Origin of the sequence: Paenibacillus ginsengihumi DSM 21568, from assembly GCF_000380965.1 — a bacterium.
Classification (GTDB): domain Bacteria; phylum Bacillota; class Bacilli; order Paenibacillales; family NBRC-103111; genus Paenibacillus_G; species Paenibacillus_G ginsengihumi.
In genome coordinates this window covers 134208-148578 of sequence record NZ_KB905554.1, presented here as the reverse complement: position 1 = coordinate 148578, position 14371 = coordinate 134208, and the positions used below count along the sequence as shown (strand labels likewise).

At 59.9% G+C, this 14371-nt stretch carries 12 protein-coding genes and 1 pseudogene; all 13 read right to left on the bottom strand.

The window, feature by feature from the left end; all coding sequences use genetic code 11:
* Positions 1 to 896, bottom strand: a pseudogene (locus F591_RS31255) (hypothetical protein); the annotation flags it as partial.
* A 222-nt stretch (positions 897 to 1118) separates the two neighbouring features.
* Positions 1119 to 1727, bottom strand: a complete 609-nt coding sequence (locus F591_RS0106120; RefSeq protein WP_019533709.1) for a ribonuclease HII — start codon at positions 1725 to 1727, stop codon at positions 1119 to 1121.
* 1411 nt (positions 1728 to 3138) lie between these two features.
* Positions 3139 to 4008 carry a ribosome biogenesis GTPase YlqF gene (ylqF, locus tag F591_RS0106115; RefSeq protein WP_019533708.1) on the bottom strand — a complete coding sequence of 290 codons (870 nt, stop codon included), beginning with the start codon at positions 4006 to 4008 and terminating at the stop codon, positions 3139 to 3141.
* Positions 4009 to 4057: 49 nt separating this feature from the next.
* A complete protein-coding gene (lepB, locus tag F591_RS0106110; protein ID WP_026326405.1) occupies positions 4058 to 4633 on the bottom strand; it encodes a signal peptidase I in 576 nt (191 codons plus the stop codon).
* A 162-nt stretch (positions 4634 to 4795) separates the two neighbouring features.
* On the bottom strand, positions 4796 to 5137 hold the full coding sequence (gene rplS, locus F591_RS0106105) for a 50S ribosomal protein L19 (RefSeq protein WP_019533706.1): 342 nt from the start codon (positions 5135 to 5137) through the stop codon (positions 4796 to 4798).
* Between the two features lie 206 nt (positions 5138 to 5343).
* On the bottom strand, positions 5344 to 6393 hold the full coding sequence (gene trmD / locus F591_RS0106100) for a tRNA (guanosine(37)-N1)-methyltransferase TrmD (RefSeq protein WP_019533705.1): 1050 nt from the start codon (positions 6391 to 6393) through the stop codon (positions 5344 to 5346).
* The gene (rimM, locus tag F591_RS0106095) at positions 6393 to 6914 is read right to left on the bottom strand and encodes a ribosome maturation factor RimM (RefSeq protein WP_019533704.1); all 522 of its coding nucleotides are present in this window, start codon (positions 6912 to 6914) and stop codon (positions 6393 to 6395) included. Before rimM ends, trmD begins: the two co-directional genes overlap by 1 nt.
* A 77-nt stretch (positions 6915 to 6991) precedes the next feature.
* Positions 6992 to 7222: a KH domain-containing protein gene (locus F591_RS0106090; protein WP_019533703.1), complete on the bottom strand. Its 231-nt coding sequence runs from the start codon at positions 7220 to 7222 to the stop codon at positions 6992 to 6994.
* 22 nt (positions 7223 to 7244) lie between these two features.
* A complete protein-coding gene (gene rpsP, locus F591_RS0106085) occupies positions 7245 to 7517 on the bottom strand; it encodes a 30S ribosomal protein S16 (RefSeq protein ID WP_026326404.1) in 273 nt (90 codons plus the stop codon).
* Positions 7518 to 7594: 77 nt separating this feature from the next.
* On the bottom strand, positions 7595 to 8962 hold the full coding sequence (gene ffh, locus F591_RS0106080; protein WP_019533701.1) for a signal recognition particle protein: 1368 nt from the start codon (positions 8960 to 8962) through the stop codon (positions 7595 to 7597).
* A gap of 25 nt (positions 8963 to 8987) precedes the next feature.
* Positions 8988 to 9338, bottom strand: coding sequence for a putative DNA-binding protein (locus F591_RS0106075; RefSeq protein ID WP_019533700.1), 351 nt, complete (start codon positions 9336 to 9338; stop codon positions 8988 to 8990).
* A 91-nt stretch (positions 9339 to 9429) separates the two neighbouring features.
* On the bottom strand, positions 9430 to 10434 hold the full coding sequence (gene ftsY / locus F591_RS0106070) for a signal recognition particle-docking protein FtsY (RefSeq protein WP_019533699.1): 1005 nt from the start codon (positions 10432 to 10434) through the stop codon (positions 9430 to 9432).
* Positions 10435 to 10725: 291 nt separating this feature from the next.
* Complete coding sequence (gene smc / locus F591_RS0106065) at positions 10726 to 14298, bottom strand: chromosome segregation protein SMC (protein ID WP_019533698.1); 3573 nt, start codon at positions 14296 to 14298, stop codon at positions 10726 to 10728.
* Between the last annotated feature and the right edge of the window lie 73 nt (positions 14299 to 14371).

Here is a 14371-nt window from a genome sequence, read left to right as displayed (position 1 = left end):
GCGGGCGGCGCGCTGCCGGGCGGCACGGCCTGCGGCACCGCCGCTGCGCTGCCGCCCGGGACCGCCGCTGTGCCCGCGGCCATGGCGCCTCCCGGCGGCGGCGCGATCGGCGCGCCTGCGGCAAACTGCCCGGGCGCCTGCGCTAGCGGCAATGCCGCTGGCGAGCCCGCTGGCCCTCCGGCCGGGACCCGTGCCGCCGTTTCTCCATCCGCGCGGGTCAGTTCGGCAGATGCTTGCTTAATCTGCTGGATAATGACGCGCAGCTGTTCCAGCCATCCGCGGCTTTGCGCGGATAACTGCGGCTGGCGCTCGAGCGCGCGAGCGGCAGCTTCCCCCAGCTCCCCAAGCATTGCGTGCAGCGGCTGGCCTTGAACGGCTCGCTGAATCGACGCCACCGTCTCGCTATTTAGCGGAAGCCCTTTATGAAAAGCGATGACCGCTGCGCCGAGCCACTGCTCGGGTGAAATATGAGCAGGCACCATACTGCGGACGGCGGCGAATGCCTGGACATTGTCCTTCGTCAAAGCGATTCCCGATCGATGCAGCAGCTGGACCAATTGCCGAGTGTCCGGCGTATCGGGCAAATCCAACGATTTCAATACTTCCTTGAGCGACGCGTCGGCTATCGGTACGCTCGAGGCATCGAGCGGCTTCAAGACGATCTGCCCGTCCTCAGACATCGGCTGCACCTGGAGCATCGTCGCTTGCCCCGTCGCGAGCGGCGTCTCCAGCCGCGCTCTCACCTGCACTCCGTTGATGCTCAGCACCGCTTCCTGCTCGGAGACGAGCTGCTGAACGACACCACGGACCACCTGGCCGGTCTTCAGCTCCAGAGGCTTTGCTTCCCCTGCCTTGACCTCTCCCAGCATGCTGCGGAACATGCCGCTTACATTCATCGTCCGCTCCTCCCCGTTTGCGCCGCTTGCGCGGCAGGCTATTGCATTATTCCCGTGTCGATAGCAAAAACCGGCCATCCGCCCGGCGGTTCGCTAGCGAAACCGTTCCGGAGCGGCTTGCGCCGGCTCTGATCGCACTGCGTTATGATATTTTATCGGCATTGCGCCCCTCATTATTTAGAAGATCGAATGATTTCAACCGAACTATGCTCGTTTGGCCGCTTAGAACAGCACCTGCTGCTCGTAGGCGATCTTTTTCAAAAACGTTTTGCGGTGCAGCGGGGACGGACCGAACTCAATAATGCGCTCTCTATGATAAGCAGTAGCGTAACCTTTATGTATCGCAATGCCGTATTCTGGATACTGCGTGTCCCAATGCCGGCACATCCGGTCTCGCGTCACTTTGGCGACAATCGAAGCCGCCGCAATCGATTGGCTGAGCGCGTCGCCGTGAATGAGTGCCATCTGTTCGATCGGCAAATCGACCTTCTCCGCATCGACGAGCAGCATATCCGGCTTCACCGTCAGCTTCTCTACGGCCTGTCTCATGGCCAGCCTTGCCGCCTGTTTAATATTGATCTTCTCGATCGTCGGGACGTCTACAACCCCTATACCCACAGCCACGGCGCAATCCATAATGACGTCGTACAACGCTTCCCGCTTTTTTTCGCTCAGCTTCTTGGAATCGTTGACGCCCTCCAGCACGACGCCTTCCGGCAAAATCACCGCTGCAGCAACGACATCTCCGAACAGGCAGCCTCTTCCGACTTCGTCTACCCCGGCAATCCGGCCGATCCCCCGATCCCATAATTCGCGTTCGTATTCCAGCATCTTTTCCTCACCTGCCAACTGCTGCCCAAGAATACCTATCATTATATAGGAAAAAAGCCGCCTCGAAAACCGCAATTTGCGCAAATCCGTCTCCTCTACCAGCCTGTTCAATGCCAACCGATTCGTGCATGTATTGCAGCGAATGGTCCACCATATCGGATCAATGTTGTATAAGAAATGCTCGTTCCTGCCATGGAAAAAAGAAAAATTCTTGCCTTCGGCAAGGTCCTTGATCGTGCAAACCTATATTTTGCAGCGTCAAGCTGCGACGGGGGATAATCAGTCGGCAGCCCCGAACGCCGCATAAGCGTTCGTTAGTCGCGGCGGCGCTGCTGCTCGGCCCGCATGCCCTCAATCGGAGAAAAGCGCCGATTGGCCCGCATACGCCTACTCCGTATTGCGTTTGAACTTCGCGCTAGCGGTGCCCCTCCCCGGGCACATGTGACGACAAATCCTGCAAAAAATGCAACATTTTCCGTATTCTTTACACAAGAGGTAAGGCAATGTTGTATTTTGTGCAATATTTTGGGTATCATTAGCTGCAAATCGAGGAACATTGCCAAAAATGTTGCACAAAGTGCAACATTGAGCCGCAAATAGGGCTTATCCCCCCCGTTTTTGTTGTACAAAATACAACATTCGCTGGCTCTCCTGAAAATTCAGCAATGTCCACTCGTTGAATTTGGTAGGTACCGCAGGTGACGGCCGATACCGAAGAAAACGCTCGTCATAGGGGGGTGGCCGGAAAGTACAGAGCAAGTTGAGGCAGTGGGCACCAGCTAGAGCACAGGCACTAGCCGGGACGCGAGCACCAGCCCCAGCCAGGGCTCGGGCTCTCGTCGCGACACCAGCTCCTGCCGAGGCTCAGGCTCATGCCGCGTGCACAAGCTCCTGTCCGGAGCACAGCACTAAACCGGGCCATGAACGCAGGCCGCGACACAAGCTCCTGCCGAGGCTCGGGCTCATGCCGCGCACACAAGCTCCTGTCCGGAGCACGAGCACTAAACCGGGCCATGAGCGCCGAACGCGAGCACCAGCCCCAGCCAGGGCTCGGGCTTATGCCGCGCGCTCCTCCCCGGAGCACGAGCAGCGCCAGCCCGCTAGTTCGCGCTGGACGCCTGTAATCGCCTGTAACGAGCAAGTACCGCCTCATCGGGCGGCCTCAGCAGCGTCCATCGACGTCCATTCAAGGATGAACGACTGCGCCTTTAGCGGTCGTTGTGCTGGTACAGAAGCCGCACATTGCTTTAACACTTTAGCGAGTTACGCTTTCTGCAACTTAAAAAACCGTCCGAAATCAGACGGTATGCTTGCAGTCTATCACGCGAACAGCCGAGCATTCCGCTATGTACGTGCACGCGCCAAGCGCCAACGCTCCGCTCCGCTTCGCTTCGCCAAGTCGCTGCTCCTCTTACAATGGCGCAGGATTCTCCAGCGTAATGCGGCCCAGCTTGCCGGCGCGCAGCTCGCGCAGCACCAGCAGCGACGTTTTTTCCAGATCGACCCTGCCGCCGCTCATGAGGGCGCCGCGCTTGCGCCCGATGTTCTCCATCAGCTTGACCATTTCGTCTGTATCGGACGGATCATCAGGCACGCTGTCCAATGCATAGCGCCCCTTCAGCGCGTCCGCATAATGCGCCGCCAAATAGCGCAGCGTAAACAGCGCGATTTCCTCCGGGTGAAGAATCGTCTCCTTGATCGCTCCCGTCGCCGCGAGCCGCATGCCGACGTCCTGATCCTCGAATTTGGGCCATAAAATGCCCGGCGTATCGAGCAGCTCCATTTCGTTGCCGACGCGAATCCACTGCTGCCCCTTCGTGACGCCCGGCTTGTCTCCGGTAATCGCCGCTTTCCGCCCGGCCAGCTTGTTGATCAGCGTCGATTTGCCGACGTTCGGAATGCCGACGATCAGCGCCCGGATCGAGCGCGGCTTCATTCCCTTGCTCAGCTGCTTCTCGATTTTGTCTGCGAGCAGCTCCTTGCAGCGGGCAAGAATGTCCTTGCTCGGGTTGCCGGAGGCGGCATTGACCGGCAGCGCCTTCAGCCCGCGGCCGGCAAAATATTCGATCCACTGTGCCGTCGCCGCCGGATCGGCCAAATCGCTCTTGTTGAGCAGCACCAGTCTCGGCTTGCCGGACAAGATGTCGTCGATCATCGGATTGCGGCTCGACAGCGGAATGCGGGCATCCAGCAGCTCGACGGCCACGTCGATGAGCTTCAGCTTCGCCTGGATTTGCCGGCGCGCCCGCGTCATATGACCGGGAAACCATTGGATTGTCATGAGGTCGCCTCCTTTTCGCTCAAAAAGCCGCAGCACATTGAGCGGCGGCTTAATGAATAAAGCTTATTTTATTGAGCGGCCAAAAAATCAGATCCGCCCGGCCGACGATTTCTTCGTACGAAATCACGCCGATATCGCGGCTGTCCGAGCTGTTCGAACGATTGTCGCCCATCACGAACACGCTGCCTTCGTCCACCGTCATTTCCGGAAAGTTCCTCGTATTATAGGGTATCCCTTTTTTTGCGGCGTCATCCAGCGCTTCCTTCAAATAAGGCTCGTCCAGCACCTCGCCATTGATGTACACCTTGTCGCCCTCGACGCGCACCGTCTCACCCGGCAGCGCGATGACCCGTTTGATGTAATCCTTGTCCTCTGTCGCGTGAAACACGATAACGTCGCCGCGCTTCGGCTCGCCAAACCGGTAAATAAACTTGTTCACGATCAACCGTTCATGGCTTTCGAAGTTCGGCAGCATGGAAGGCCCTTCAACAATGAACGGAGCGAAGACGAGCCAGCGTATAAAGAAGACTAGCACGGCCGCAATGAAAAGCGCCTTGATCCATTCCCAGGCTTCGTTCTTCGCAGAGTTCGTTTTGCCGGATTCAACGGTTTGTTCCTGCTCCATCGCTATGCCTGCCTTTTTGGATGATGGGCCGCCGATGACAGGCGAATCTTCCGCATTCGTCGTCACCTGCGGCTGCTGAATATATGGCGAAATGATCGTCATACGATCAGTATCGTTTCCGGGAAAACGAAAAGGAGCTTGGTTCTCAAGCCCCCGGTCGTATTAACGAATTTCTTGAATTCTTGCCGCCTTGCCGCGAAGATTACGCAGATAGTAGAGCTTCGCGCGACGGACTTTACCACGGCGAGCCACTTGAATCTTCTCGATCTTCGGAGAATGCAGCGGGAACGTTCTTTCAACGCCTACGCCGTAAGAAATTTTTCTTACCGTGAACGTTTCGCTGATACCGCCGCCGCGGCGCTTAATAACGACGCCCTCGAACAGCTGTACCCGTTCGCGGGAACCCTCGATAACCTTCACGAACACTTTCAGCGTATCGCCTGGGCGAAAGCTCGGAATGTCTTGGCGCAGCTGTTCCTTCGTAATTTCCTGGATCAAATTCATGGATGACTCCCTCCTTCCACACAGGTGTTCATGCCGCCCCTTGGATGTGCTTGCTTCGATGTCATGCGCAGAGGACCACCGTATTTAGGCAAAAATGCCACAACAGTCATTATATTAGCATACTTCCGGGCTATTTTCAACTACAATGCGAGCCGATGTTATTGTTCTGTGATATTGTCAGGGCAATGCGAGCCTATGCCGGACCTTCATGAAAGCTCGCTTTCGGCTCGCCGTCCGTTCTCGCCTTTGCCGCTGCCACCGCCTGCCTGCTGCTCGCGGCGCTTTTCTTCATCTAGCCAACGTCTTTCCTGATCGGTCAGCGGGTAATTGTCCAGCAGCTCGGGCCGCTTCCTCAATGTCCGCAGCAAGGACTGACGCTTCCGCCATTCCGCGATTTGCTTGTGGTGGCCGGACAGCAAAATCTCCGGCACCTCCCAACCGCGAAAATTGACCGGTCTCGTATAATGCGGGTATTCGAGCAGTCCCGTGCTGAACGAATCGGTGACAGCCGACATTTCGTTGCCGAGAACGCCCGGCAGCAGCCGAACGATGCTGTCGATCGCCACCATCGCCGGCAGCTCGCCTCCAGTCAGCACGTAGTCGCCGATGGACAGTTCGTCGGTGACAAGATGCTCGCGAATGCGCTCGTCATAGCCTTCGTAATGGCCACAGATGAACACAAGATGCTCCTCCCGCGCCAGCTCCTCCGCTTTCTTCTGGGAGAACGTCTCGCCCTGCGGACACATCAATATGATGCGCGGTCTGGAAGCCCCGCCAGGCCGACTGGCAGCGGCTCCGGAATGGGACTTGCCGCTCTCGGCCAGGCTGCTCAAAGCGGCGCCGGCCCCCGGCCTGCCCGCTGCTGCGCCGTCATCGGTCTGGACATTTGCCGCTGAACCGCCTGCAGCCGCACCGCTGCCGTTTGTCTGCACATCCGACCTCGAACCGTCCGCTGCCGTGCCGCTGCCTTCCGGCCGGACCGGCGCCGGGCTTTGCAGCCCGCCTTCCAACGAGCCCTTCCGCGTCTGTTCCAGCAGATGCTCCACCGCGGCAAAGATCGGCTCCGGCTTCAGCACCATGCCGCCCCCGCCGCCGTATGGATAATCGTCGACCGTATTATGCTTGTTGTTGGCATAATCGCGAAAATTGACCGTATTCAGACGGACGATCCCTTTGTCCCGGGCTTTGCCGAGAATGCTGGCGGAGAAGACGCCCTCGAACATTTCGGGAAACAGCGTCAATACATCGATGCGCATCAGTCCAGCAAACCTTCCATCAGGTGAACCTTCACCCTTTTTTCCTTCACATCAACGTCCAGCACGACCTCGTCGATGTACGGCAGCAGCACGTCCTTGCCCTTCGGCCGGCGGACGACCCAAACGTCGTTAGCTCCGGGAGAGAGGATTTCGGAGATTGTCCCTAGCTCCTCGCCCTCATCCGTGACGACCGTACAGCCGATAATTTCGTGGTAGTAATATTCGCCTTCGTCCAGCTCGCTCAAATGCTTCTCCGACACCTTAAGCAGCCAGCCCTTGTATTTCTCGACGTCGTTAATATTGTCCATCCCGTCGAAGAGCACGAGGTACATACTTTTATGTACGCGCGCCGATTTGACGATGACGGGAACCGTCCGCCCTCCGGCCGGATCGACGAACAGCAGTTCGCTGCCTTTGGCGAAGCGCTCCTCGGGAAAGTCGGTTTGCGGAACGATTTTCAGCTCGCCGCGAATTCCGTGCGTATTGACGATTTTGCCGACCGTGTACAGCTTTTCGCTCATTGCTACCCTCCGACGCTTCATACTCCAGGATCAAGAGAAAGAGAGCTAGGAGAAGCTCCTAACCCTCATCGTGTCCATTATGATACGATTTCAACCGAAATCCGCTTCGGTTCCTTCACTGCAGCGGAGGTGACCACAGTCCGGAGCGCTTTCGCGATCCGTCCCTGCTTGCCGATGACCTTGCCCACATCCTCGGGATGAACGGACAGCTCATAGACGATACTGCGCTCGTCCTCCACGCGATGGACGCGGACTTCATCCGGATGATCGACCAACGCTTTGGCGATAACGGTGATTAGATCCTTCATCGTCTCCCCCGAACGTCACAGATTACTTCTGCAGCTTGGATTCATGAAACTTTTTCATAATGCCGGCTTTGCTGAACAGGCTGCGAACAGTATCGGAAGCTTGCGCGCCGGTTTGAAGCCATTTCAGCGCTTTTTCTTCGTCAATATTCACAACGGCCGGGTTCGCAACCGGATTGTACGTACCGATCTCTTCGATGAAACGACCGTCGCGCGGCGAACGGGAATCGGACACGACGACGCGATAGAAAGGAGCCTTGTGGGCGCCCATACGCTTCAGACGAATGCGAGTTGCCATAAGTATCACCTCCCACACAGAGTAAGATTTCATGGTTCCCGCAGGAACCGTTCGTGCTAATCCTCAGGCAAGCTTATTTAAAAAGGAAACTTCATGCCGCGACCGAGCTTCTTCAGCTGCTTGAGCCCTTTGCCGCCCTTCGGCCCCATCAAGCTGGAAAACTGCTTCATCATCTTGCGCATTTCCTCGAACTGCTTGATGAAGCGGTTGACGTCCTGCACCGAGTTGCCGCTGCCTGCGGCCAGCCGCTTGCGCCGGCTCGGGCTCAGCAGATCCGGGTTCGCCCGCTCTTCCTTCGTCATTGACTTGACGATCGCCGCCACGCGCGCCATCTGCCGGTCGTCCACCTTGATGTCCTTCATCCCCTTCATCTTGCCCGTGCCGGGCAGCATGTCCAGAATCTGGTCGAGCGGCCCGAGCTTCTTGACCTGCTCCATCTGCTCGAGGAAGTCGTCGAAGGTGAACTCGGCGTTGCGCATCTTGCGCTCCATCTCCTTCGCCTTGTCGGCGTCGATGGTCGCCTGCGCCTTCTCGATCAGCGTCAGCATGTCGCCCATGCCGAGAATCCGCGACGCCATCCGTTCCGGGTGGAACGGCTCCAGCGCGTCCAGCTTCTCGCCGACTGCCGCGAACTTGATCGGACAGCCGGTAACCGCCTTGACGGACAGCGCCGCGCCGCCGCGGGTATCCCCGTCCAGCCGCGTCAGGATAACGCCCGTCAGCTCCAGCTGCTTGTGGAAGCTTTCCGCCACGTTGACGGCGTCCTGACCGGTCATCGCGTCGACGACGAGCAGCGTCTCGTCCGGATGAACCGCGGCGGAGATTTGCTTGATCTCCTCCATCATGCTCTCGTCGACGTGCAGCCGCCCGGCCGTATCGATGATCAAATAATCGTGATTGTGGTCTTTGGCGTGCTGCAGGGCGCGCGTTGCGATCTCCACCGGGCTGACCTTGTCGCCCAGCGAGAAGACAGGAACGTTCAACTGCTCGCCGAGCACCTGCAGCTGCTTGATCGCCGCCGGGCGGTAGATGTCGGCTGCGGCGAGCAGCGGTCGATGATTCTGCTTCTGCAGCAGCCGCGCCAGCTTGCCGCTTGTCGTCGTCTTGCCGGCCCCCTGCAGACCCGCCATCAAAATAACGGTCGGCGGCTTGTTCGAGCGCGCCAGCTTGCTCTGCGTGCCGCCCATCAGCTCGGTCAGCTCTTTGTTCACGATGTCGACGACGACCATCGCCGGCGTGAAGCTTTGCAGCACGTCCTGACCGATCGCTCGCTCCTTCACCTTGGCGATGAAGTCCTTGACAACCTTGAAGTTGACGTCCGCTTCCAGCAGCGCGAGCCGTACTTCCCGCAGCGCCTCGTTCACGTCGTCCTCGCTCAATTTGCCCTTGCCGCGCAGCTTGCTGAATACGCTCTGCAGCCGATTGGCCAAGCCTTCGAATGCCATGACGCTCACCGCCCTTTCCCTAAAATCAATCGAGATCGCCTATCCGCCGAAGCAGCGCCAGCGCCTGCTCGCGAGGCTCCGCCGACAGGCCGCCGGCCAGCTCCTCGAGCTCTTGCAATAGCCGCTGCCGCTGTTCATGCTTGGCCAGCAGCTGCAGCTTCGCTTCGCAGTCCTCAAGCACCGCCTCGGCCCGCTTGATATGCTCATACACCGCCTGGCGGCTGATCGCGAATTCCGCAGCGATCTCGCCAAGCGAATAATCGTCGTGAAAATAATGCTTCAAAAACATCTGCTGCTTCTCCGTAAGCAGCTGTTCATAAAAATCGAACAGCAAGTTGATGCGGGTCGTCTTCTGCAATGCAGCCTCATCCGTCAACGTGCTTCCCTCCGTTAAGGTAAAACACTTTACAGGATCAACAGAGCTTATATTACTTCATCCCAGGCTTGTTGTCAAGCTCGATCCCTTGTCAGGCTTCCGTCCCGGCCTGCTCCTTGTCCGATTCCGCAATCCACTTGCTGAACAGCGCGTGCACGAACTGGTCCGAATCGAACGGCTGCAGATCGTCCATCTTCTCGCCGAGGCCGACGAATTTTACCGGCAGCTTGAGCTCCTGGCGGATTGCCACGACGATCCCGCCTTTGGCCGTGCCGTCCAGCTTCGTCAGGACAAGTCCGGTCAGGCCGGATTTCTCGTCGAACAGCTTCGCCTGCTGCAGCGCATTCTGGCCGGTCGTCGCATCGAGCACAAGCAGCACCTCATGCGGCGCCCCCGGCACCTCGCGGCCGATGACGCGGAATATTTTGTTCAGCTCTTCCATCAGATTGACCTTGTTCTGCAAGCGGCCCGCCGTATCGCACAATAGCACGTCCACGCCGCGCGACTTGGCCGCCTGAATGGCGTCGAACATGACCGCCGCCGGGTCCGAGCCGGCCTGCTGCTTGATGACGTCGACCCCGACGCGCCGGCCCCATTCGTCGAGCTGCTCGATCGCCCCTGCGCGGAAAGTGTCTCCGGCGGCCAGCAGCACCTTTTTGCCCTGCGATTTCAGCATATGGGCCATCTTGCCGATCGTCGTCGTCTTGCCAACGCCGTTGACGCCGACGAACAGGAAAACCGTCAGGCCGCTCTCGGCCATGCGCAGCCCTGCCTGCTCCTCGCCCTTCAGCAGCGCGATCAGCTTCTCCGTCAAAATCGGCTGCAGCTCGCCCGGCTCCTCGATCTTGCGCTTTTTCACCTCGGCGCGCAAATCGTCGATCAGCTGCACGACCGTCCCCACGCCGACGTCGGCGCTGATCAGAATCTCCTCCAGCTCCTCGTAAAACTCCTCGTCGATCTTCTTGCGGCGGGAGAACAGTTCCTCCACGCGGTCGACGAACACGTCCCGCGTCTTGGCCAGGCCCTCCTTGAACTTGTTCGTCACCGCCTCGGCTTTGCCGGAGATCGCTTCCTTCAGCCGTTTAAAAAAGCTCATTGTCGTCGCTTACCTCCCACGTTATGGCTGCTTCCTCAACAAATTACTTCGCTTTCGCGTCAGGCCGTCTGCCGCGCCATGCATGCGCCTCTGCCGCCCGCAGTGTCCGAAGCCGCATGGCAGCTGGCGGCCGGCAAAACACCGCGCCGCGCACTCTCTGCACCCGCAAGGTGCATGCCGAAGCCGCAGGACGGCAGGCAGCCGGCAAAACACCGCGCAAGCGCGCAGCTTCGGCATTCGCGGCATATCCGGTATAACGGCAATCGGCCCGCCGCATGCCGCATGCCGGCCTTACGAGGCGATAATCGCCTCGTCTTCCTCCAGCCGCACGGACACGAGCTTGGAAACGCCGCCTTCCTGCATCGTGACGCCGTACAGCACGTCGGCTTCCTCCATCGTCCCTTTGCGGTGCGTGACGACGATAAACTGCGTCACCTCGGAAAATTCCCGCAAATATTGGGCGAAGCGGGCTACATTCGCCTCGTCGAGCGCCGCCTCCACCTCGTCCAGCACGCAGAACGGCACAGGCTTGACGTGCAGGATGGAGAACAATAGCGCCATCGCCGTCAGCGCCCGCTCTCCGCCCGACAGCAGCTGCAGGTTTTGCAGCTTCTTGCCCGGCGGCTGGGCCACGACCTCGATGCCGGTGCCGAGCAGATCGCCTGGATCGGACAAAATCAGATCCGCCCTGCCGCCTCCGAACAACTTGGAGAAGACGACGACAAAATGCGAGCGGATCGCTTCGAACGTCGCCTTAAACCGTTTGGCCATCTCCTCGTCCATCTCGCGGATGACCTCATACAGCGCCGCCTTGGCGTCGATCAGGTCCTGCTTCTGGGCGCTGAGGAACTGGTAGCGCTCGTTGACGCGCTCGTACTCCTCGATCGCTCCCAGGTTCACGTCCCCGAGCAGCGCGATGTCCCGCTTGAGCTCGCGGACCTTGGCCTGCGTGCCGGGCACGTCCTCCGGCACCGGATAACGCTCCTTGGCCAGCTCGAAGCTGAGCTCGTACTCCTCGGCCAGCTTCTTCAGCAGGTTATCGAGCTCGACGTCGAGGCGGTTCACCCGCACCTCGGTCTGATGAAGCTGCTCCTCGACCGATTTCAGCCGGTTGCGCTCCTCCCGCGTCTTGTTCTCCTCCTGCTCCAGCTTGGCCAGCCATTCCGCCCGCTCCGCGCGCTTTAGGTCAAGCTCCTCGGCGCACGCCTGCTTCCTCAGCTTCAGCTCGTTCAGCAATTGAATCTGGCGCACCGATTCCTGCTCGTGCGCCGCCTGGTCGCGCTCCAGCCGGGCCAGCATGTCGCGACTCGCCTCAAGCTCCGAGGCAAGCTGAGCCAGCTCCTGGCGGGTGCGGCGCTCGCGGTCCTGCTCGGACTGCTTCTCCTGCGACAAGGAAGCGACCTTGATCTTCAGGTCCGTCAGCTGCGACTGCAGCTCCTCCTTGGCCGACTCGCTCGCCTTGCGCTGCAGCTCGGCCGCGCGGATCGCTTCCTGCAGGCGGGCTTCCTCCCGCTGCAGCTTGTCCAGCTCGGCGAGTCCCGCCTCGCGGCGGCGTTCCAGCTCATGGAGCTCCTGCTCCAGCGATTCCCTGTCCGAGCCGTACAGCGCCAGCTGCTCGCCGACCTGCTTCGCCTCGTGCTCCAGCGGCTCCAGCGAGGCGCGAATTTGCTGCTCCTCGATGCGCAGCGTCTCACCGGTCTGGCGCAGCTCGTCGATGCTCCTGTTCAGCGCAGCGATCTCCTTGCGCAGCGAGTCCGACTTGCTCCGCAAGGTGCCAAGCTGCGCCTCCGACGCGGCGATCTCCTTGCCCATCTCCTCGATCTGCCGCTGCCGGCCGAGCAGGCTGGTCGTCTTCTTCTGCTGGCTGCCGCCCGTCATCGAGCCGCCCGGGTTCACGACGTCGCCCTCGAGGGTGACGACCCGGTAGCGGTACTGCACCCGCGCCGCAATCCGGTTGGCCTGCTCAAGCGTCTCGGCGACGATGACGTTGCCGAGCAGGCTGCCGGCGATCTGCCTGTATTTCTCGTCGAAAGCGACAAGCTCGACAGCAATGCCCACGAAGCCGGGCAGCTCGCGGACATGCCGCTGCTCCGCCTCGGGAATGCTGCGGCCCCGAATGACGTCGAGCGGCAGGAACGTCGCCCGGCCGGATTGGCGCCGCTTCAGGAAGGCGATCGCATCGCGGCCGGCCTTCTCGCTGTCGACGACAATGTGCTGCAGCGCTCCGCCGAGAGCCGTTTCCACGGCGACCTCGACATGGGCCGGCACCTTGACAAGCTCCGCAACCGCCCCCTGGATGCCGTGCAGATCGCCGCGGTCCTTCGCTTTCAGCACTTCCTTGACCCCGTGCATAAAGCCGTCGTAGTCGCTGGCCATCTCCTGCATCGTATCGCGGCGAGAGACGAGCGCATCCAGCTTCTGCTCCAGCTTGCGGATGACGCCCTGCGCTTCATCGGACAGCGACGTCTTCTCCTTGAGCGACTGCGCGCACTCCATGTAGCGCCGCCGCACGTCGGCAAGCTCCTCCACCGTCTTCGCCAGCCGCCCTTCCAGCTTCGCCTGGCGCTCTTTAATCTGCTCCTGCTGCTCCTGCCATTTGCGCCGCTCGTCGCCGACGCGCTCCATCCGGCGGGCCAGCGCCTCGGCCTGCTGCTCGGCGTAACGGATGTCGTTCCGCGCGCCCGCCATTTGGTTCAGCGTCTCGAGCAGCTCCGATTTGAGCCGGTCTTCCTCCGCGCTGCTGATCCCGCCGGCTACGCCGACAAGGCGGCTTTCCTCATCCTTCAGCATCAGCTGCACGCGGGAGAGCTCCTCGCCGAGCGAAGCGAGCTTGAGACGGATCGCCTCCAGATCCGATTCCTTCTCGACGCGCCGCGCCTCCTGCTGCCGGATCGTCTGCTCCAGCTGAGCCTGGTTGGCTTCGTAATTTTTTTTGCGCTCGCGCAGCACCTCGCCGTGACCTTCGCACTTCTCGAACTCTTCGCTGATTTGGAGCAGGAGCGCCTGCAGCTTCTCGATCTCTTCCTCCAGCCGCCGCGATTCCCAGCGGTGCGTCTCCAGCTGGGCGTCGTGCACGCTGACGAATCCGGCCAACTCCTCCTGCTGCCCGCGCAGTTCCTCCAGCTTGGCGTTCGTCTCGGTCCACTGGGCGTAGATTTGCTCGATCTGATAGACGTACATCGAGATCTCGTTCTTCTTCAGCTGCTCCTTGAGCTCCTTGTAGCGCACCGCCTTCTCGGACTGCGCCCGCAGCGGCTCGAGCTGGTCTTCCAGCTCCGAGACAAGATCGTGAATGCGCAGCAAATTTTGCTCCGTATCGTGCAGCTTCTTCTCCGTCTCTTTCTTGCGCGATTTATACTTGACGATGCCCGACGCCTCTTCGAAAATGCCGCGCCGGTCCTCCGACTTCGTGCTGAGAATTTCCTCGATCCGGCCCTGGCCGATAATCGAGTACGCCTCCTTGCCGATGCCGGTATCCATGAACAGCTCGGTAATATCCTTGAGCCTGCAGGCCTGCTTGTTGATGAAATACTCGCTCTCCCCGCTCCGGTGGACGCGGCGGGTGACCGTCACTTCGTTATATTCCAGCGGCAGCGACTGGTCCGAATTGTCCAGCGTCAACGACACTTCGCCGTAATTGACCGCTTTCCGGGCGTCGCTGCCGGCAAAGATGATATCTTCCATCTTGCCGCCGCGCAAGGAACGGGCGCTTTGCTCCCCGAGCACCCAACGGATGCCGTCGGAGATGTTGCTTTTGCCGCTGCCGTTCGGGCCGACTACGGCGGTGATACCCCGTACGAATTCCAACTCCGTCTTGTCCGCGAACGACTTGAATCCGGACAGCTCGATCCGTTTTAAATACAACCGCCTCACCTCCAGCCTATTGTAACATATTTCTTAAGCCAAGCCTTGGCGCTTACAGAAACCGGACTTAAGA

Coding starts and splice junctions, on each gene's coding strand:
- F591_RS0106120 (WP_019533709.1), bottom strand. CDS start 1,727: ATGCTGGAATACGAACGCGAATTATGGGATCGGGGGATCGGCCGGATT.
- ylqF (WP_019533708.1), bottom strand. CDS start 4,008: ATGACAATCCAATGGTTTCCCGGTCATATGACGCGGGCGCGCCGGCAA.
- lepB (WP_026326405.1), bottom strand. CDS start 4,633: ATGGAGCAGGAACAAACCGTTGAATCCGGCAAAACGAACTCTGCGAAG.
- rplS (WP_019533706.1), bottom strand. CDS start 5,137: ATGAATTTGATCCAGGAAATTACGAAGGAACAGCTGCGCCAAGACATT.
- trmD (WP_019533705.1), bottom strand. CDS start 6,393: ATGCGCATCGATGTATTGACGCTGTTTCCCGAAATGTTCGAGGGCGTC.
- rimM (WP_019533704.1), bottom strand. CDS start 6,914: ATGAGCGAAAAGCTGTACACGGTCGGCAAAATCGTCAATACGCACGGA.
- F591_RS0106090 (WP_019533703.1), bottom strand. CDS start 7,222: ATGAAGGATCTAATCACCGTTATCGCCAAAGCGTTGGTCGATCATCCG.
- rpsP (WP_026326404.1), bottom strand. CDS start 7,517: ATGGCAACTCGCATTCGTCTGAAGCGTATGGGCGCCCACAAGGCTCCT.
- ffh (WP_019533701.1), bottom strand. CDS start 8,962: ATGGCATTCGAAGGCTTGGCCAATCGGCTGCAGAGCGTATTCAGCAAG.
- ftsY (WP_019533699.1), bottom strand. CDS start 10,434: ATGAGCTTTTTTAAACGGCTGAAGGAAGCGATCTCCGGCAAAGCCGAG.